Annotated in this window: 28 protein-coding genes; 22 read left to right on the top strand and 6 right to left on the bottom strand. The window is 64.4% G+C overall.

Annotated elements, in window-relative coordinates:
• The 5 genes from NOV65_RS09800 to NOV65_RS09780 form a co-directional block, all read right to left on the bottom strand.
• Nucleotides 1–207 carry a hypothetical protein gene (locus NOV65_RS09800; RefSeq protein WP_257306278.1) on the bottom strand — a complete coding sequence of 69 codons (207 nt, stop codon included), beginning with the start codon at nucleotides 205–207 and terminating at the stop codon, nucleotides 1–3.
• Nucleotides 204–353, bottom strand: coding sequence for a hypothetical protein (locus NOV65_RS09795; RefSeq protein WP_257306277.1), 150 nt, complete (start codon nucleotides 351–353; stop codon nucleotides 204–206). Before NOV65_RS09795 ends, NOV65_RS09800 begins: the two co-directional genes overlap by 4 nt.
• On the bottom strand, nucleotides 350–601 hold the full coding sequence (locus tag NOV65_RS09790; protein ID WP_257306276.1) for a hypothetical protein: 252 nt from the start codon (nucleotides 599–601) through the stop codon (nucleotides 350–352). The genes NOV65_RS09795 and NOV65_RS09790 overlap by 4 nt, the downstream gene beginning before the upstream one ends.
• A complete protein-coding gene (locus tag NOV65_RS09785) occupies nucleotides 598–1,098 on the bottom strand; it encodes a hypothetical protein (RefSeq protein WP_257306275.1) in 501 nt (166 codons plus the stop codon). Before NOV65_RS09785 ends, NOV65_RS09790 begins: the two co-directional genes overlap by 4 nt.
• A gap of 231 nt (nucleotides 1,099–1,329) precedes the next feature.
• Nucleotides 1,330–1,596, bottom strand: a complete 267-nt coding sequence (locus tag NOV65_RS09780) for a hypothetical protein (RefSeq protein WP_257306274.1) — start codon at nucleotides 1,594–1,596, stop codon at nucleotides 1,330–1,332.
• A 96-nt stretch (nucleotides 1,597–1,692) separates the two neighbouring features.
• Here NOV65_RS09780 and NOV65_RS09775 point away from each other — a divergent pair, with 96 nt between their 5' ends.
• From NOV65_RS09775 to NOV65_RS09675, 22 genes are all read left to right on the top strand, one after another.
• A complete protein-coding gene (locus NOV65_RS09775; RefSeq protein ID WP_257306273.1) occupies nucleotides 1,693–2,070 on the top strand; it encodes a hypothetical protein in 378 nt (125 codons plus the stop codon).
• Between the two features lie 184 nt (nucleotides 2,071–2,254).
• Nucleotides 2,255–2,566 (top strand): ImmA/IrrE family metallo-endopeptidase, encoded by a 312-nt coding sequence (locus tag NOV65_RS09770; protein WP_482184091.1) that lies wholly within the window; start codon nucleotides 2,255–2,257, stop codon nucleotides 2,564–2,566.
• Entirely contained in the window at nucleotides 2,566–2,844 is a 279-nt protein-coding gene (locus NOV65_RS09765) for a zinc ribbon domain-containing protein (protein ID WP_257306272.1), read from the top strand. The genes NOV65_RS09770 and NOV65_RS09765 overlap by 1 nt, the downstream gene beginning before the upstream one ends.
• Nucleotides 2,845–3,148: 304 nt before the next feature.
• Nucleotides 3,149–3,499, top strand: coding sequence for a hypothetical protein (locus tag NOV65_RS09760; RefSeq protein WP_257306271.1), 351 nt, complete (start codon nucleotides 3,149–3,151; stop codon nucleotides 3,497–3,499).
• A complete protein-coding gene (locus tag NOV65_RS09755) occupies nucleotides 3,496–3,645 on the top strand; it encodes a hypothetical protein (RefSeq protein WP_257306270.1) in 150 nt (49 codons plus the stop codon). Before NOV65_RS09760 ends, NOV65_RS09755 begins: the two co-directional genes overlap by 4 nt.
• Nucleotides 3,646–3,647: 2 nt before the next feature.
• Nucleotides 3,648–5,216, top strand: a complete 1,569-nt coding sequence (locus tag NOV65_RS09750) for an ATP-binding protein (protein WP_257306269.1) — start codon at nucleotides 3,648–3,650, stop codon at nucleotides 5,214–5,216.
• Between the two features lie 12 nt (nucleotides 5,217–5,228).
• Nucleotides 5,229–5,621, top strand: a complete 393-nt coding sequence (locus NOV65_RS09745) for a hypothetical protein (protein WP_257306268.1) — start codon at nucleotides 5,229–5,231, stop codon at nucleotides 5,619–5,621.
• The gene (locus NOV65_RS09740) at nucleotides 5,621–6,328 is read left to right on the top strand and encodes a hypothetical protein (protein WP_257306267.1); all 708 of its coding nucleotides are present in this window, start codon (nucleotides 5,621–5,623) and stop codon (nucleotides 6,326–6,328) included. The genes NOV65_RS09745 and NOV65_RS09740 overlap by 1 nt, the downstream gene beginning before the upstream one ends.
• Before the next feature lie 305 nt (nucleotides 6,329–6,633).
• Nucleotides 6,634–7,302 (top strand): hypothetical protein, encoded by a 669-nt coding sequence (locus NOV65_RS09735; RefSeq protein WP_257306266.1) that lies wholly within the window; start codon nucleotides 6,634–6,636, stop codon nucleotides 7,300–7,302.
• Nucleotides 7,302–7,772: a hypothetical protein gene (locus NOV65_RS09730; RefSeq protein WP_257306265.1), complete on the top strand. Its 471-nt coding sequence runs from the start codon at nucleotides 7,302–7,304 to the stop codon at nucleotides 7,770–7,772. Before NOV65_RS09735 ends, NOV65_RS09730 begins: the two co-directional genes overlap by 1 nt.
• A complete protein-coding gene (locus tag NOV65_RS09725; protein ID WP_257306264.1) occupies nucleotides 7,769–7,921 on the top strand; it encodes a hypothetical protein in 153 nt (50 codons plus the stop codon). Before NOV65_RS09730 ends, NOV65_RS09725 begins: the two co-directional genes overlap by 4 nt.
• A gap of 169 nt (nucleotides 7,922–8,090) precedes the next feature.
• Nucleotides 8,091–8,429, top strand: a complete 339-nt coding sequence (locus NOV65_RS09720) for a DUF4406 domain-containing protein (RefSeq protein WP_257306263.1) — start codon at nucleotides 8,091–8,093, stop codon at nucleotides 8,427–8,429.
• Entirely contained in the window at nucleotides 8,426–8,974 is a 549-nt protein-coding gene (locus NOV65_RS09715) for a hypothetical protein (protein ID WP_257306262.1), read from the top strand. The genes NOV65_RS09720 and NOV65_RS09715 overlap by 4 nt, the downstream gene beginning before the upstream one ends.
• Entirely contained in the window at nucleotides 8,971–9,237 is a 267-nt protein-coding gene (locus NOV65_RS09710) for a hypothetical protein (protein ID WP_257306261.1), read from the top strand. Before NOV65_RS09715 ends, NOV65_RS09710 begins: the two co-directional genes overlap by 4 nt.
• A 103-nt stretch (nucleotides 9,238–9,340) precedes the next feature.
• Nucleotides 9,341–9,766: a hypothetical protein gene (locus NOV65_RS09705; RefSeq protein WP_257306260.1), complete on the top strand. Its 426-nt coding sequence runs from the start codon at nucleotides 9,341–9,343 to the stop codon at nucleotides 9,764–9,766.
• Nucleotides 9,763–10,161, top strand: a complete 399-nt coding sequence (locus NOV65_RS09700; RefSeq protein WP_257306259.1) for a MerR family transcriptional regulator — start codon at nucleotides 9,763–9,765, stop codon at nucleotides 10,159–10,161. The genes NOV65_RS09705 and NOV65_RS09700 overlap by 4 nt, the downstream gene beginning before the upstream one ends.
• 88 nt (nucleotides 10,162–10,249) lie before the next feature.
• The gene (locus NOV65_RS09695; RefSeq protein WP_257306258.1) at nucleotides 10,250–10,510 is read left to right on the top strand and encodes a PGDYG domain-containing protein; all 261 of its coding nucleotides are present in this window, start codon (nucleotides 10,250–10,252) and stop codon (nucleotides 10,508–10,510) included.
• A gap of 430 nt (nucleotides 10,511–10,940) precedes the next feature.
• Nucleotides 10,941–11,159: a DUF7446 family protein gene (locus NOV65_RS15610; RefSeq protein WP_425250849.1), complete on the top strand. Its 219-nt coding sequence runs from the start codon at nucleotides 10,941–10,943 to the stop codon at nucleotides 11,157–11,159.
• 58 nt (nucleotides 11,160–11,217) lie between these two features.
• Nucleotides 11,218–11,460 (top strand): hypothetical protein, encoded by a 243-nt coding sequence (locus NOV65_RS09690; protein WP_257306257.1) that lies wholly within the window; start codon nucleotides 11,218–11,220, stop codon nucleotides 11,458–11,460.
• Between the two features lie 135 nt (nucleotides 11,461–11,595).
• On the top strand, nucleotides 11,596–12,024 hold the full coding sequence (locus NOV65_RS09685) for an HNH endonuclease (protein ID WP_257306256.1): 429 nt from the start codon (nucleotides 11,596–11,598) through the stop codon (nucleotides 12,022–12,024).
• 86 nt (nucleotides 12,025–12,110) lie between these two features.
• Nucleotides 12,111–12,461, top strand: coding sequence for a hypothetical protein (locus NOV65_RS09680; protein ID WP_257306255.1), 351 nt, complete (start codon nucleotides 12,111–12,113; stop codon nucleotides 12,459–12,461).
• On the top strand, nucleotides 12,458–12,769 hold the full coding sequence (locus NOV65_RS09675; RefSeq protein ID WP_257306254.1) for a hypothetical protein: 312 nt from the start codon (nucleotides 12,458–12,460) through the stop codon (nucleotides 12,767–12,769). Before NOV65_RS09680 ends, NOV65_RS09675 begins: the two co-directional genes overlap by 4 nt.
• Here NOV65_RS09675 and NOV65_RS09670 read toward each other — a convergent pair.
• Nucleotides 12,766–14,091, bottom strand: a complete 1,326-nt coding sequence (locus tag NOV65_RS09670; protein ID WP_257306253.1) for a tyrosine-type recombinase/integrase — start codon at nucleotides 14,089–14,091, stop codon at nucleotides 12,766–12,768. The two genes, NOV65_RS09675 and NOV65_RS09670, sit on opposite strands and share 4 nt — an antisense overlap.
• Between the last annotated feature and the right edge of the window lie 252 nt (nucleotides 14,092–14,343).

Raw genomic sequence — 14,343 nt, 5'->3', positions numbered from 1 at the left:
TCATGAGGCCGCCACCCACGCCACCAGGGCGATGAGCAGCGCGAAGGCCAGCAGCAGGCCCAGCGTCTCGCCACGGGTGGCGAGCACGGCGTGGGAGTTACAGTCCGGGCATGGCGTGAAGCGCAGGGTAGGCTTGAACCCATTGGGGGTGTAGGGCTCTTCGACCCAGCCCAGGTCGTTGCATCGGGGGCAGGTGGGGCGGGTCATGGCTGCGCCTCTGGCTCGGGAGCCTTGAGGCCCTTGGCGATGAGTTGGCGCAGGGCGGCGATGTGTTCCCGCTCGACCTTGAGCAGGCCCTCCATGCGGGTCTCCGCGGCCTGGAGCAGTGCGGCTTGCATAGCTTCTGGGCTCATGCCGACACCCCCACCTTCCGCTCCAGCAGCTCCTGGACGCGGATGCGGCGGCGGTACCAGCCGTAGGCCTCATGGGTGTGGACCGAGGGGTTCAACTTCCCGATGGCCTTAGCCTCGGCCTTGTGGTAGTCCTGGTAGTAGCGGCAGACGGCGACCTCAGACTCGAGGTCCCACGCGCACATCGTCTCGATGTCCGGCTGGGTGGCGTCCAGGCTGGGCTGGCGCCCGATGGCGGCGAAGGGCATCATGACCGGCCCCCTTCCGCGCCTTCGCGCTCAAGATCTTCTATGATCTGGCCAACGACGGATTGGATTTTCAGCCACCCCGGCAGGTCGATCTGCTTCTCGTGGCCCGTATAGACACCACCGCTATGAATGTGCTCGATGGTCTGCCCGGCCTGCTTCCCTGCCATTCGGATAAAGAGTGCTGCCAGGGCCTCAGCCGTCTGGTGAGCGTGGGAATGCGCATGCTCGCACTCAGAATTTATGTAATTGAGATAGCCGTGGCCGACCTCGCGCGTCCACGCCTCGACCCAATGAGAGCCCATTGAATCCCGGTATTGGTCCTGCAACCAGCGGGTGAGCTGGGACTGGTCGGCCAAGCCCATGCCGCTGGCGATGGCCTTGAGGGGGCGGCCACAATGCTCGGCCTGTTCCCGAAGTCTCCGTTTATGCCGGCGGAGGGCGGTCTCGTCAAAATTATCCGGCTGGTCTTGAGGTGAAGTGCTGCCCACACTGCTACACATGGTGAATTCCTTGGAATTTGCAGGTGAAGGGAAAACGCCCGGATCAGCTCTAACTGACCCGGGCGCAGTAGCCCCCAGTTCCAGGGGCAGCCGGAACCAGAGAGATATTCAGATCGTGATTTTCCTGTCGATGGAAGATCTGATCGTGCACGGTCCCCAGGCACTGCGGCCATGGCTGGCTCGGCGCCTGATGACCCTGAAACGCGGGCCGGGGACGGTGGTGGAGTTTCATCAGCCGGCCATCCCCAGCGATGGGGGCAGCCAGTGAGGCCGCGGCGGGACCTGCCCGGGCTGCCAGATGTCCGGGCGGATTTCCCACCCAGGAAACGCCCCATTGCTGGCGTGGTGAATGGCGGCAGCGAGGGGGGCGCCACAGTCCGCCGGCTTCGTCATGTCCTCCCGCGGCTTGATGGCGCGGTAGACGGTCCCGGGGTGGCAGCCGATGATGGTCGCCAGGGCTTCGCTCTTCTGTTGGAGGGTCGTTCCAGTGCCTCGCATACCTCCAAAACTAACACTTTCCGTAAGTCGGGCAAGGGAGAATCTTACGAAATCCGTAAGGTTGCGGAAAAGCATGTATTTACAGAAACTGTGGGCATGCGGAAATGGAATCGGGACCTGTTCGTCAAGCTGGTCAAGGCGAAAGTTGCCAGTGGTGTCCCCTTTGAGGCAATCGCCCAGGGTTTGGAGATGGCGCCCGCCACCCTGCAGGGGTTCATGGACCAGCGAGATCGACCCCCATCAAAACGAATGCTTGACCTTGCGCCCGATTTCTTCCAGGTGGACCTTGACGATCTGTGGGCCGAGGACCTGAAGCCGGAGGCCATCGAGCTGCGCCACGCCAGGTCCATGCTGCGGGACAGCCTGGGGTATGAGGTCGCCGAAACCTACTCGGATGCTGCCACCCTGCAGTGGTATCGGTTTGGGCTAACAATGTTGAATACAGCAAGAAACAACACGCCATCGCAGGGTTGAATCCCAAACACTGCGGCAATACTCTATGCCGATGGTGCCCCCCTGGTACGGCCGAAAATATCCTAAATTCGAGGACTTGGAAGCGCATGCCCTCCGGCGTGGGGCGCTTGTAGGGGTTGGGGATGTGCCTGGCGCCCTATTCGTGCCCCCCGGGTGCATTATGCGAGGTGCCCCTCCATTGATCATGTTGCCCATCACGTCGGGGCCCCTCGAGCGCATCTGGCTTCTGGCCCATGAGGTGGGGCACCTGCTCAAGCACTCGGGGGCGGCCTCGCCGGCCCGGGCGCACAAGGTGGAGGTCCAGGCCGACAGGTGGGCCGCCTGCGCCCTCATCCCCGAGGTGGCTGTACAGCGGTACCAGAATGCCAGTGTGGACGCCTTCATTGGTGCCCTGAGTCGTCACTACGAGGACCTGCCGATGCAGGACTGCCCTCAGCGTAGACTGGCCGCAGAGATCGCAACCATTCGCCTGAAGGCCATCGCCGGAGCCCCCTGATGGAGTGCTTTATCTTCTTCCTCTGGATCGTGCTGTCGTTCGCCGTCGGCAGCTACTGGAAAGGTAAGGGTCACTCCTGGGCCGGCGGGGTCCTGGTGAGCCTGGTCCTGAGCCCCCTGATCGGGTTCATCATCGCCGCTGTGGCACGGCCCGACCGGCGACAGATGGAGAAGGACTCCCTGCGCACGGGCCAGCAGAAGAAGTGCCCCTACTGCGCCGAGCTAGTGAAGCGGGAGGCCATCGTCTGCCGGTTCTGTGGCAAGGACCTCCCCGCCTGATACCCCACCACCCCCACCCCGAGCCCCGATTTATCGGGGCTTTCTTTTTGTCAGCGCAAGACTTACAGAAAGTGTAAATTTTCCCCTTGCGCTCACTAACGGAAATCGTAAGCTAGTCCTGTCGAGCACAGGAGGCCCAAATGAAGTAGCCGGAGCAGACCTTGAGGAAACCGCCTCCCAGGCAAGGCGCGGCGGTTTCTCCAGGGCCCACGTAGGGCGCTGACGCACTCACCAGCCTTTCACCCATCACCCTCGGCGGGCAGGCCGAGCGGGATACCTGCGCTCACGGCGCGACGGAGAAGCTATGCAGATCCGCACCACCGAACAGATCGCCCCCGAAGACCTCCTGGCTTACACCAAGGAGATCCAGCGCCTCTGCTTTGATCAGCCCACCACGGCCGAGATCGAAGAGGCCCTGGCGGTCCTTCCCAAGATCAAGTTCGTCCTGAAGACCTGGATCCACGCCCGCCACCTGGCGCAGGCACAGTCGGTCCAGGCCGCCGAGTTCCAGCGGCGCTTCCCCAGCCACGCGCTAGCTCTGAAGGGCTGCCCGACTGCCGATACCAACGAGGCCGAGCGCATCGAGCGAGCCCACCCCACCGTTTTCAATCTGAGCGACCTGGCGTCGCCCTTTGTGCAGCGGAAGCCAGCATGAGCTCCACCCGCTGCGACTACTGCGCCGGCACCGGCCAGACCCCCACGGACTACGCCTACGGCAGCTGCCAGTTCTGTGGCGGCCGGGGCTGGGTTCTGGACCTGACGCCGCGCACGACCACAACCGCTACCACTTCACAGGAGTAAGCATGGCCATCCAGATCAAAAAAGCAGTACGCGAGCGCGTCTACCTGAAGGTGGCCGTGGGCGGCCCCACCGGGTCCGGCAAGACCTGGGGCGCCATCGGCGTCGCCAAGGGGCTGGCCCCCACCGGGAAGGTCCTGGTCATCGACACGGAGAACCGGAGCGCCAGCTACTACGCCGGCACCGCCGATTCGGCCGGCGCCTGGGACTTCGACGTGGTGGAGATCGAGGCCCCCTTCACCACCCAGAAGTATCTGGAGGGGCTGAAGGCCGCCATCGACAACGGCTACGAGGCCGTGGTCATCGACTCCCTGACCCATGAGTGGGCCGCCAGCGGCGGCATCCTGGACCAGAAGTCCCAGAAGGATGCAAGGGGGGGAAATTCCTTCACCAACTGGAACGACATGAAGCAGCTCCACAACAAGTTCGTGGAGACCCTGCTCCAGTCGAAGATCCACGTGGTTTGCACCCTCCGGTCGAAGATGGAATACGCGCTGGAGCAGGACGACAAGGGCAAGAGCTCGGTGCGGAAGATCGGCCTGGCCCCCATCAGCTCCGACGGCATGGAATACGAGTTCGGCGTGTTCTTCGATGTGGACCGCGCCACCCACCACGCCATCGCCACCAAGGACCGCACAGGGCTCTTCGAGGGTCGCAGCATCCCGCTCGGGACCGAGGTGGGCCAGGAGCTTCGAGCCTGGCGTGACAGCGGTGCCGAACTTTCCCCCGAACCCAACCCCGCCCCAGCCCCGGCAACGGCCACACACGGAACGGCCACTCCCGCGGCACCGGCGGCATCACGGGCCACCACCCCGAGGGCGCAGGGCGCCGCTCAGCCGGCGGCCCAGGGGGCGGTGAAACCTGCCGTCCCCACCAATGCGAGGGAGCGGGTGACGCCGCGCCCTACCCAGGACGCGGCGAAGGCCCAGACGGCTTCGAGCGCGGTGACGAACACCTCGACTGGCGCGACTTCACAGCCGATCTCTGAACCCCCCGCCGACTGGGTGGCCGCCATGGTGGAGCTCTCCGAAGTCTCCCTGGGCATGGAGGAGAAGACCCGCAAGGCGCTCATCGCGGACTTCGAGGCCGAGGGCCGCGCTGCCATGCCCGCGCTCAAGGAGGAGATCACCAAGCTGCGGTTCATCCTGCACCCGGACGATGCCCCCACCACGGCCGGCGGCGTCATCGCCCAGATGGATCCCCCCGAGGCCAGCCCTGTGAGCCAGGAGGCCAGCGACTTCGTGGACGGGGTTGACCCTCTCCCCACCTACGACACCGACGAGGCCGGCGGTGGCATCAGCGCCGTGCAGTACGAGGCCCTGAATCAGCTCATCGGCGCCTTCAAGATCGATCGCGACTGCCTGCGCTCCTACATGGCCAAGGCCGGCCACCTGCTGCCCGGGAAGAACGGGCCGACGCTCGCTCGGATGAAGGCCGAGGAGTTCGTCAAGCTGCGCGAAAAACTCTGCAACCAGAAGATCGCCGCCAAGGGCGAGACCTGGAGCGCCCGCTACGTGCGGATCGTCAACGAAACCAAACCCACCACCTACCAGCCGCTTCCGGCTGTCTCTTAAAGGAACACCATCATGTCCTGGACGCCCCCCAACGTCACCACCCAGACCCTCGCCCCTGGCCAGCACGCGGTCTTCCTGACCGATCTCAAGGAGATCACGGACCCGCAGAAGCTCCAGAAGTTCGCCGCGCAGGCCGTCTTCGTCGCCTCCTACAAGAGCGTCGAGTCCGCCATCGAGATCGACCAGATCATCAAGTTCAACGGGTCGAAGGCGGACTACTACGCCGGCCTGAACATCGACCGCCTGCACCTGGCTGCCGGGCTCGAAGCCCCCGCCGCCGGTGAGGCCCTGGACCTCCAGAACCTCAAGGAACTCCTCGACGGCATCGAGATCCAGCTGGTGGTCAACGACCGCGGCTACGCCAACGAGATCGTCCTCCCCATGCCCGAGGCCGGGAGCTTCTGATGGACGCCACCCTCGCCCTCATCACCCCCGAGGCCCAGGCCCTCGCCCAGGACGCCGAGAGCACCCTGGGCCTGATCCAGGCCGTCAAGATCACCACCGCGGAGGAGTGCCAGGCCGCGGTGGACCAGACCCGGGAGATCAAGGCCAAGGCCGCCCGGCTGGAGGAGACCCGCAAGGCCATGACCCGGCCGCTGGACGACGCCAAGAAGGCCATCATGGACTTCTTCCGCGCCCCCGCCGAGCTGCTGGCCAAGGCTGAGACGGTCCTCAAGGGCAGCATCACCACCTTCCAGCAGGAGCAGGCCCGCATCGCCGCCCTCGCCGCCGCTGAGGCCCGGCGCCAGGAGGAGGCCGACCGCCAGCGCCAGGCCGAGGAGCAGGCCGCCGCAGAGGCCCTGCTGGTCCAGGCTGAGCAGGCTGCCGTGTCCGGTGACACCGCCACCGCCGAGGCGCTGGAGGAGAAGGCCATGGCCACGCAGGCGGCTGCGGCTCCGATTGCCAGCTACGTGGCACCGGTGGTCGAGAAGCCCCGCGGCGCGGCCATGCGCAAGATCTGGAAGGCCCGGGTCATCGACGCCGCCCTGGTGCCGGATCAGTTCAAGACCGTCAACCTCCAGGCGCTCGACGCCTACGCCAAGAGCATGAAGGCCGACGCGAAGGTGCCAGGGGTGGAGTTCTACGCCGAAGACTCGCTGGCGATTCGATGACCACCTGGCCAGGCAAGGCACGGCTGGGCGAGGCCGGGCATGGCAAGGAACACGGTACGGTTCGGCACGGCATGGCGAGGCTTGGCAGGGCATGGAACCAGGCAATGTCGGGCCAGGCTAGGTTCGGCCGGGCTGGGCAAGGAACGCGGCGCGGCGCGGTCAGGCAAGGCAAGGCGGGGCAAGGCTGGGCACGGCATGGAACGGTGCGCGGTCAGGTAAGGCGTGGCCGGGCAAGGCTAGGAACAAGGCGTTAATTCGCGGGCCTCGTAACCCCGCATCACACACGAATCCAAAAGGGAAATCACATGAAAGCTCGCACGTATCAGATCGCACTCGAAGGTCAGACTCCCCTGCTCATGCACCAGGACAACCTCGCTTTCCAGGGGTTCCTGAAAAAGTGGCAGACGGACCCCGCGAACAAAGGCAAGAGTGAGCCTGGAGATGATCGCACCCCTGCTTTCACCTGGCTTGGTTACGCCTATGTCGAGAACGGGCAGTTCGTCATCCCATCCGACAACATCATGACCTTGCTCCGCGAGGGGGGCGTGAAGTGTCCGACCGGGAAGGGGAAGGGCACGTTCAAGTCCCTGACCCAGAGCGGCATCGTAGTCGATCAGGCCTCCTGGCCCTTGCTGGTCAACGAGAAGCCTGTCCCCTTTGCGCCCTTCCAAGCGCTCATGGACGAGCCGGACTTCACCATCCACGAAAAGGCTGCTGCCGATCATGGCTTCCAGTTGTTCAGCAAGCGGGCCAAGATCGGCAAGGCCAAGCATGTCCGGGTGCGCCCGCGCTTCGACCAGTGGGCTATCGAAGGCACCGTGACGGTGCTGGACGACATGATCACCGAGGATGCGCTTCAGACCATCCTCAACTTCGCGGGCAGGTACGCCGGTCTGTGTGACTGGCGCCCCAGCAGCCCCGACAAGCCGGGGAGGTTCGGCACCTTCACCGCCACCGTGAAGTCGGTGAAGTGATGGCGAAACCAACCCTCTACTTCGGGGGAGTCCCCACCGGGCCTGACGTAGACAAACTCCTCGAACACTACGGTGTCCCGAAGATCGGCACCCGGATCCCATACGATGAGCTGGCGGCCGTGATCAACCAGTCCGCGTCCTCCAACCGCTTCAAGTCCGTCACAGCCCAGTGGCGGAGGAAGTTGGATCGTCAGCACAACATCGTCCTCCGGTGCATCCCCGGCGAGGCGTTCGAGGTGGCGGACAGTCACGCCCGCGTGGACCTCGCCTCTCGTGGCTACAAGATGGGCGTGAGGAAGGTGGTCCGGTGTTCAAACATCGCCGCCCGGACGGACCGTAGCACCCTCAGCCAAGAAGAGGCCCGCGTCTGCGAGCACCTGGAGCGTGTGGCATCTGCTCACCTCTTGGCGGCCAAGACGAGCGCGAAGGAAGTCCGGTTTCAGTTCGAGTCGAAGGGAGCCATTCAGTGACCCCCTTCGCCTACCACATCGCCGCGGGCCCGCTGCCGTTCATCCCGGCGGGCCCATCCCTCACCCAGCAGGCTCTCGCGGCTGTGGGTGAGGGGACCTGGGTGGACTTCCGCACGCTGGAGATCGGCGTGGAATGGAGGCAGGAATGAGCCGGAACCCGAAGTGGTGGAGACTCTGGAAGAGGACCACCCGGATCACCCCGGCCTCAGAGCGCCGCCTGTGCTGGCAGTGGAAGCACGCTATCAAGAATGGCCGCTGGATGGCTGACGTGTTCTACGGCGGCATCCAGCATCCCGGCCCCGGTAGGCGGAGACAGCCATGAGGGTCTACTGCGCCAGCCCCTACACCTCCACCGACCCCGCCTGCGTGGCCCTGAACATCGCCCACGCCCAGGCCGTGGGCCAGCAGGTGCGAGCCCTGGGCCATGTGCCCTTCGTGCCGCACATCGCCCTGCCGTATTTCCCTGACCTGACCATCGAGGAAGCCTGGGAGCCCGCCATGCGCGAGTGCCTGAGCCACCTGGAGACCTGTGACGTCATCGTGCTCACGGGTGACTGGCAGCGGTCGAAGGGTTGCCGCACCGAGTTGGCTGCGGCCTACGGGCTGAAGATCCGGGTGTGTTTCTCGCTGGACGAGATTGGGGAGGTGGCGGCATGAATCGCATGCACCCGGAAGATCTGAGGGCACTGGTGGCGGCCACCCTCTGGGCAGGAGCCAGGGCCGACGAAACCAACCGTGGCGCCTTCGGATGGGCCAAGGCCGCCGAATGCGCGGACAACCTCCTGGCCGAGATGAAACGCACGACGAAGGCCGAGCCCGAGCCCAAGTTCATTCTCTGCCCAGCCTGCCACGCCACCGCGCGCGAAGGCGAGACGCTGACCCATGGCCAGCGGTGCCCCGTAGCACCGGGTGCATGGGATCTGCCCCGCACCTGCTCCCACGTGGACGAGACAACGCCCCCGGACCCACCCTACACCATCATCAGCAGCCGCGACCACACCAAGCGGATGACTGTGCCCAAGTGGCTGTTCGAGGAGTGCATCGCCATCAAGGCCCAGGGCGCCCGCGAGGAGCGGGAGCGGATCATCGCAATGCTCGATAAAGACGAGCCCGGCTACGTGCTCCTACAGATTCAAGAGGCGCTCCCGCCCAAGCGTCTGCGTGGATGGGACCTCCGCGTCGCCCTGGAGCCCGGCCCATGACCACCCGCCTCCTCGAGCACCTCCGCCCCTACCTCAACGACCACGGGCACGCCAACCCGGACGCCGTGCTGGACGTCATCGGCCCCGTCGCCAAGCTGCCGGACTTCGCGCCCCTCATGGCAGTCCTGCAGGCCCAGAAGGACGAACTGGGCCACCTCGTGACCATGGACGCCCTGGCGTTCCAGTTGATCCTCGAATTCCCTGAGCAGGCCACCCGCGTGGCTGGTGAGGCCCTGGCGCGGATCCAGCGGAGTGCGGCATGAGCCGGATGTATCGAGGCACTGCCACCGGGGCCTATCTGTTCGCCGTCCTGGCTGTCCCGGTCTTCATTCTCGCGATCTGCATCGTCCTCCTTGTGAGGTTTTCATGAAAACCAACCACGCCGCCACCCAGAGCCGCCGCCGCTACCGTGCCCGCCGTGCCGCCGGAATCTGCACCCAGTGCGGGCACGCCCAGGCCGAGCCGGGCCGTCCCATGTGCCAGGCCTGTCGCCTGATGACGAACGAGGCGACCCGAAAATATCAGCGCAAGCACCGCATCGTGGCCGTGGTCCTGAACCTCTGCACCCAGTGCTGCCAGCGCGAGCGCATGCCAGCCACGAAGTGGTGCGGCGTCTGCGCCGAGGCTCACACGGAGCGCCAGAGGGCCATCCGCGAGGCCCGTCGAGCCCAGGGGCGCTGCGCCCGCTGTGGCGGCTCGCAGCCGTGCGAGGCCTGCCGCGCGGTCTACCGCGAGCGGAACAGGCGATACCGGGCACGGCTGCGGGCGCGTGGGCTGGGGAGGACGGCATGAATAAGAAGAAAGCCCCTAAGATCGTTTTTCACGTAGGCGACAAGGTGATTCTCCACGGCATCTGGGAGGGCGCTGGAGCCGGAGTGATCGTTGAACAGGACCAGTCGGCCACCCCCTGGCGCGTCAAACTGGACAAGCCGTTCATGGGCTACGAGTCGGTTTCCGTTGGCGACAGCATGATCGAACCTGTCCCGGTCGAAGTGCTTCGCGCCCCGCTGCCCCACGATATCTACACCATCGAGGAGGCCGCCGAGTACTTCCGTTGCGGCCGGTCGATGATGTTCGACCTGATCAAGGAGTGGAACATGAAGACCTTCCTTGTTGGCCGCCAGCGCCGCATCACCATCTGGGAGATGCAGAGGGTGGCGAGGGAGCGGGAGAACAGTGCGGCATAACTTCGGAGCTAGCTCGGCCACGGCGTAGCCGGGGTCCGATGCTGAGCGACACGTTAGAAAGCCGAATCGAAACCAACAAGGAGAACCCATGAAATTCCGCAAGAAACCCGTGGTGATCGAGGCACTTCAGTTTATTGATGCCATGGCGGGACGATCCATCCTTGCCTGGGTCAACAGCAACGGGGGAAAGGCCATGGCCCTTGGGTGTGAAGAAGCTCCAGAAATGGAAATCTTCACGCTGGAGGGAAACCACCGAGCCATCCCGGGCGACTGGATCATTCAGGGCGTGAAGGGCGAGTTCTATCCCTGCAAGCCTGACATTTTCGAGGCGACATACGAGCCTACCTAACGAGCCAAGCTCACCGGGCCAGCCGTGGGCCAGAAAGGAACGAACATGAGCGAGGAAACGAAGGCGGGGTCCGAGTTGAGCGGGAGGTTAGGCGATGATGAACTGCTTGTTGTGTGGCTGTCGCCACGACTCTACTGGGTGCCCACAACCGAGTAGCTTCAATGACTTTGAGAGTCTCCAGGCCCTCTATATCCAAAAGCTTGGGGACTTGGCCGCCATGGATCGCCGCTGCCGAGAGATGGAGCGGCTTCTTCGGCGCTACCGCAAGGAGACCCCATTGGGACATCAGCCTCACATGATTGCCCATGAAGTAGATGCCGTGCTGGGTGACGCCTAACGGCCACGCATAACCGGCCCCAGCGCAGGGCCGGACCCATCAGAAACCACTTCGCACCCGCGCTGGGGTCCGAGTTGATGCAGAGGTTAGGCGATGCGGAAATTGCACGTAGGAACCAGCCCTTTGACGAACAGGATCTATGCGGGCCATGTGTTGAAGGACGGATGCACATGGGGGGATGGAAAGCAGGATGTTACTGGGCCAGCTTGTGGCGCCGTAGCACAGCATGTAATTGAGAACGGGGCGCCCGTAGTCGTCACCTGCAACGGGAAGCCCAAGTTTGAGATTTCAGTGCGTGAATTGGACGCCTAACGCCCCGAGCTAACCCGGGCCGCGCTTGCGCGGGTCCGGCGACCACAGGGAGCGCAGGTTGAGCGAGATGGTTGGGCAGCGCGACGAGGAGAGAGCGATGGGAACCACTTTTGAAATCAGACAGCGAGTTTCAACCGTAAAGACCAACCGATTCGAGGTAGTCGAATCCTGGAACCAGGACGGGGAGCGCGTGGCCCGGAATTGGTTCCGCGAACTGAAGGAGAGCCACCCGGATGCATATCTGGAGCTGGTGAAGGTCACACACAACGAGGAATGCCTTGAGTTCACGGCCTTCCGATAGCGCCCAACTAGCGCTTGGCGTACTCGCCAGTTCGTCTAATCGGGGAACCGGCATACCAGATAAAGCCATAAGCTCAGCATTTTCAATTAACCGAAGTTCGCCTAAACATCCGCAACCAAGTCTAAAGGGAAGACCATGCACGTATTCATCAAGGGTAAGGAAATCCAGATAGACGAGGACGACCTTCACATCCTCGATGAACACGCTTGGTTTTGGAGTCGCCAGGGGTATCTGCTCGCCAAGATCCAGACAGCCCCCCGCAAGCGCCGAACCGTGGCCCTGCACCGTCTGATCATGGAGGCCCCGCCTTATCCCTTGGTGGTGGATCACATCAACCTGGACCGTCTGGACAACCGCAAGTGCAACCTCCGGGCCTGCACTCAGGCGGAGAACAACCAGAACAAAGACCGATACGACATCCCCGGCAAGGGCGTCACATTCAATCGTGGGAAGTGGTGGGTCATCATCAAAATCAATGGCAAGGCTAAATGGTTCGGCCATTACGACACGAAAGACGAAGCGCTGATCGTCGCACAGAACAAGTTTAAAGAACTGGCCGCCTAACACCCCCGCGCCGAACGTAACTGCTGACGCACCCGTGGGGATGCGATTTGAATAGGCAGACCGTTTTTAACCGGATTGGAGCCCCCATGACCGACACCACGAACCACGCCGAAGTGATACGCGAGGCCCTGCAATGCCTCAAGAAGAATGCTTTCGACGGCTACGGGAACCCGATGCCCGCCAATGCCAATGAAGCTATCGAGTCCCTGGACGCCCTCACACGGGAACTGGCCGAGACCAAGCGCGATTGGGCGTTCAACATCAGCCTCGCGGAAGGCGCCGTGAAGGAGCAGCAGGCCACCATCGCCGCCCAATCCGAGCGCATCGCCAAGCTGGAAAGCGAGAACCGTGATATGAGGCTCGCATTGGCAAGGGGATGTCCATCTGTTTCAGACCCCAATTATGCCGCCCTCGCCCCCAAGGAGGCGCAGGGATGACACCGCTGTTCATCCCGCTCAAGCGCGAATACTTCGAGGCGTTCAAGGCGGGCACCAAGACCGAGGAGTTCCGCCCCTACGGTCGCCGTTGGAACGAGCGCACCTGCCCCGTGGGGCGCGCGGTCACATTGAGTCTGGGCTACGGGAAGAGCCACCGCATGACGGGCGTGGTGACTGGTTTCGTGGCAAGCACCACGCCCAGCGACACGGCCGCCTGGGTCGCCTGCTATGGCCCAGGCCAGCGCATGGTGGCCTGCATTAGGATCCGGCTGGACCCGCCGAGCACTGGCGCCAAAGTGTGCAGCTAGGCCGCTCCGGCGGCCTTTTTATTAACGGTGTAGATCCCCAGCTTCGGCGCATGCTTCTTCACCGCCTGCGCCACGGCGCCCTGGACGAGGTGCCCGTAGTGCCGCTCCACCATGCGAGTGTCCCTGTGGCCGAGCTGGGAGGCGACGTAGAGCAGGGGCATCCCCTTCAGGATCAGGTGCGAGGCGTAGGTGTGGCGCAGCTCGTGGAAGGTGACCTTGGGGATGCCCGCCGCCTTGTAGGCCCGCTCCATGCGGTCCCGCTGATCGTAGGGCATCCAGTCGTCCGAGGCGGCCCGCGTGACCCGCTCCACGCCCGTGTGGCGGAACAGGGTCTCACCACCATCCCGCCCCTTCACCAGCGCGGAGAACCAAACCACGGCCTCGGCGTCCAGGTGGATGTGGCGCGACCGCCCGTTCTTCCCGAACTCGATGAACAGCGTGCGTGAGGTGGCCGAGAAGTCCCGCACCACGCAGCGCCCCAGCTCGCCGTACCGGGCCCCGCTGGACAGGCCGCCGATGACCAGGTCCCGGAACTCCGGGTCCGCGCAGGCCGCCACCAGCAGGCGCGGCTCATCGTCCACCAGGAACCGCACCCGGGAGTTGCCCACGTCTTTGAACGCCTTGACCTCCCGCCACGGGGTGGGGCCCTGTACCTTCCCGTTCGCCAGCGCTAGGTTCAGCCCCGCCTTCAGGCTGGTCAGGATCCGGTTGGCCGTGTCCTTGCGCTGCCGCTGCTCCTCCGGCGTGACCGGCGCGGGCAGGTGGTCCGGGGTCTCCCGCACCCGCCCCGTGCGGCGGCGCCCGATCTCCGCGAGGCCCTGGTGCCACTTCTGGAGGCGGGCCTTGGTGAGCGCAGCCACCTCCAGGGCGCCCAGCGAGGGCAGGATATGGGCGTTGATCGTGGTCTCGATGATGTCCGCGCTGCGCTTCCCCCGGCGCCGGAGGTCGGCTAGATAGTCCCGCATCGCGTCCGCCACGAGGTAGGGCCCCTCTGGCGGGACCTCGCCGCCCGCGGTTAGGATGGCCTTGTGCTCCTGATCTTTGAACCACTTCTCGGCCTTCGTCGTGGCCTGGGCGTAGGTGAGGATCCCCACCCCATCCGCCGCCAGGAAGTCATCAGCCACCCCGAGTGGATGCCGGGTCATCTTCTTCGTGCCGGGGTCGTAGAACCGAGCCCGCCAGCTCCCCGCCGCCCCGTTCAGTGGACGCCAGTAGAGCAGATACCGCCCCGTGGCCAGGGTCTCCGTGTGGTCCCGGCCCAGCTCCAACTTCTGCCGCTGGGCCCAGAACTCCAGCAGGGCGGAACGCTTGGTGCGGGCCATGGGGGACTCCGGTGGCAAACCACTGGCAAACGGCAGGGCGTATCAGCCTACCATCCGGACGGACCAGGACGGACGCTCGATAGGTTCTAGGGCACTTGTTCAGTCCGTGTCAGTCCAGAACGGTCCAAAAATGGCCGGTGCGCCGCCTTGACACGGTAGGGGTCGGCGGTTCGAGACCGCCCGCGCCAACCAGCCAAAGGCCGCTTTTGCGGCCTTTTTTCATGCTCAATCGGGCGGTCTCGGGCCGCCAAG

Source organism: Geothrix campi (assembly GCF_024609265.1).
In the GTDB taxonomy this organism is placed as follows: domain Bacteria; phylum Acidobacteriota; class Holophagae; order Holophagales; family Holophagaceae; genus Geothrix; species Geothrix campi.
Note: the sequence above shows the minus strand (reverse complement) of the source record. Positions and strands in the feature narration are given on the sequence as shown.

Bases quoted from the DNA above. Each gene is read 5' to 3' on its own strand.
- NOV65_RS09800 (WP_257306278.1), bottom strand. From the start codon at position 207: ATGACCCGCCCCACCTGCCCCCGATGCAACGACCTGGGCTGGGTCGAA.
- NOV65_RS09795 (WP_257306277.1), bottom strand. From the start codon at position 353: ATGAGCCCAGAAGCTATGCAAGCCGCACTGCTCCAGGCCGCGGAGACC.
- NOV65_RS09790 (WP_257306276.1), bottom strand. From the start codon at position 601: ATGATGCCCTTCGCCGCCATCGGGCGCCAGCCCAGCCTGGACGCCACC.
- NOV65_RS09785 (WP_257306275.1), bottom strand. From the start codon at position 1,098: ATGTGTAGCAGTGTGGGCAGCACTTCACCTCAAGACCAGCCGGATAAT.
- NOV65_RS09780 (WP_257306274.1), bottom strand. From the start codon at position 1,596: ATGCGAGGCACTGGAACGACCCTCCAACAGAAGAGCGAAGCCCTGGCG.
- NOV65_RS09775 (WP_257306273.1), top strand. From the start codon at position 1,693: ATGCGGAAATGGAATCGGGACCTGTTCGTCAAGCTGGTCAAGGCGAAA.
- NOV65_RS09770 (WP_482184091.1), top strand. From the start codon at position 2,255: ATGTTGCCCATCACGTCGGGGCCCCTCGAGCGCATCTGGCTTCTGGCC.
- NOV65_RS09765 (WP_257306272.1), top strand. From the start codon at position 2,566: ATGGAGTGCTTTATCTTCTTCCTCTGGATCGTGCTGTCGTTCGCCGTC.
- NOV65_RS09760 (WP_257306271.1), top strand. From the start codon at position 3,149: ATGCAGATCCGCACCACCGAACAGATCGCCCCCGAAGACCTCCTGGCT.
- NOV65_RS09755 (WP_257306270.1), top strand. From the start codon at position 3,496: ATGAGCTCCACCCGCTGCGACTACTGCGCCGGCACCGGCCAGACCCCC.
- NOV65_RS09750 (WP_257306269.1), top strand. From the start codon at position 3,648: ATGGCCATCCAGATCAAAAAAGCAGTACGCGAGCGCGTCTACCTGAAG.
- NOV65_RS09745 (WP_257306268.1), top strand. From the start codon at position 5,229: ATGTCCTGGACGCCCCCCAACGTCACCACCCAGACCCTCGCCCCTGGC.
- NOV65_RS09740 (WP_257306267.1), top strand. From the start codon at position 5,621: ATGGACGCCACCCTCGCCCTCATCACCCCCGAGGCCCAGGCCCTCGCC.
- NOV65_RS09735 (WP_257306266.1), top strand. From the start codon at position 6,634: ATGAAAGCTCGCACGTATCAGATCGCACTCGAAGGTCAGACTCCCCTG.
- NOV65_RS09730 (WP_257306265.1), top strand. From the start codon at position 7,302: ATGGCGAAACCAACCCTCTACTTCGGGGGAGTCCCCACCGGGCCTGAC.
- NOV65_RS09720 (WP_257306263.1), top strand. From the start codon at position 8,091: ATGAGGGTCTACTGCGCCAGCCCCTACACCTCCACCGACCCCGCCTGC.
- NOV65_RS09715 (WP_257306262.1), top strand. From the start codon at position 8,426: ATGAATCGCATGCACCCGGAAGATCTGAGGGCACTGGTGGCGGCCACC.
- NOV65_RS09710 (WP_257306261.1), top strand. From the start codon at position 8,971: ATGACCACCCGCCTCCTCGAGCACCTCCGCCCCTACCTCAACGACCAC.
- NOV65_RS09705 (WP_257306260.1), top strand. From the start codon at position 9,341: ATGAAAACCAACCACGCCGCCACCCAGAGCCGCCGCCGCTACCGTGCC.
- NOV65_RS09700 (WP_257306259.1), top strand. From the start codon at position 9,763: ATGAATAAGAAGAAAGCCCCTAAGATCGTTTTTCACGTAGGCGACAAG.
- NOV65_RS09695 (WP_257306258.1), top strand. From the start codon at position 10,250: ATGAAATTCCGCAAGAAACCCGTGGTGATCGAGGCACTTCAGTTTATT.
- NOV65_RS15610 (WP_425250849.1), top strand. From the start codon at position 10,941: ATGCGGAAATTGCACGTAGGAACCAGCCCTTTGACGAACAGGATCTAT.
- NOV65_RS09685 (WP_257306256.1), top strand. From the start codon at position 11,596: ATGCACGTATTCATCAAGGGTAAGGAAATCCAGATAGACGAGGACGAC.
- NOV65_RS09680 (WP_257306255.1), top strand. From the start codon at position 12,111: ATGACCGACACCACGAACCACGCCGAAGTGATACGCGAGGCCCTGCAA.
- NOV65_RS09675 (WP_257306254.1), top strand. From the start codon at position 12,458: ATGACACCGCTGTTCATCCCGCTCAAGCGCGAATACTTCGAGGCGTTC.
- NOV65_RS09670 (WP_257306253.1), bottom strand. From the start codon at position 14,091: ATGGCCCGCACCAAGCGTTCCGCCCTGCTGGAGTTCTGGGCCCAGCGG.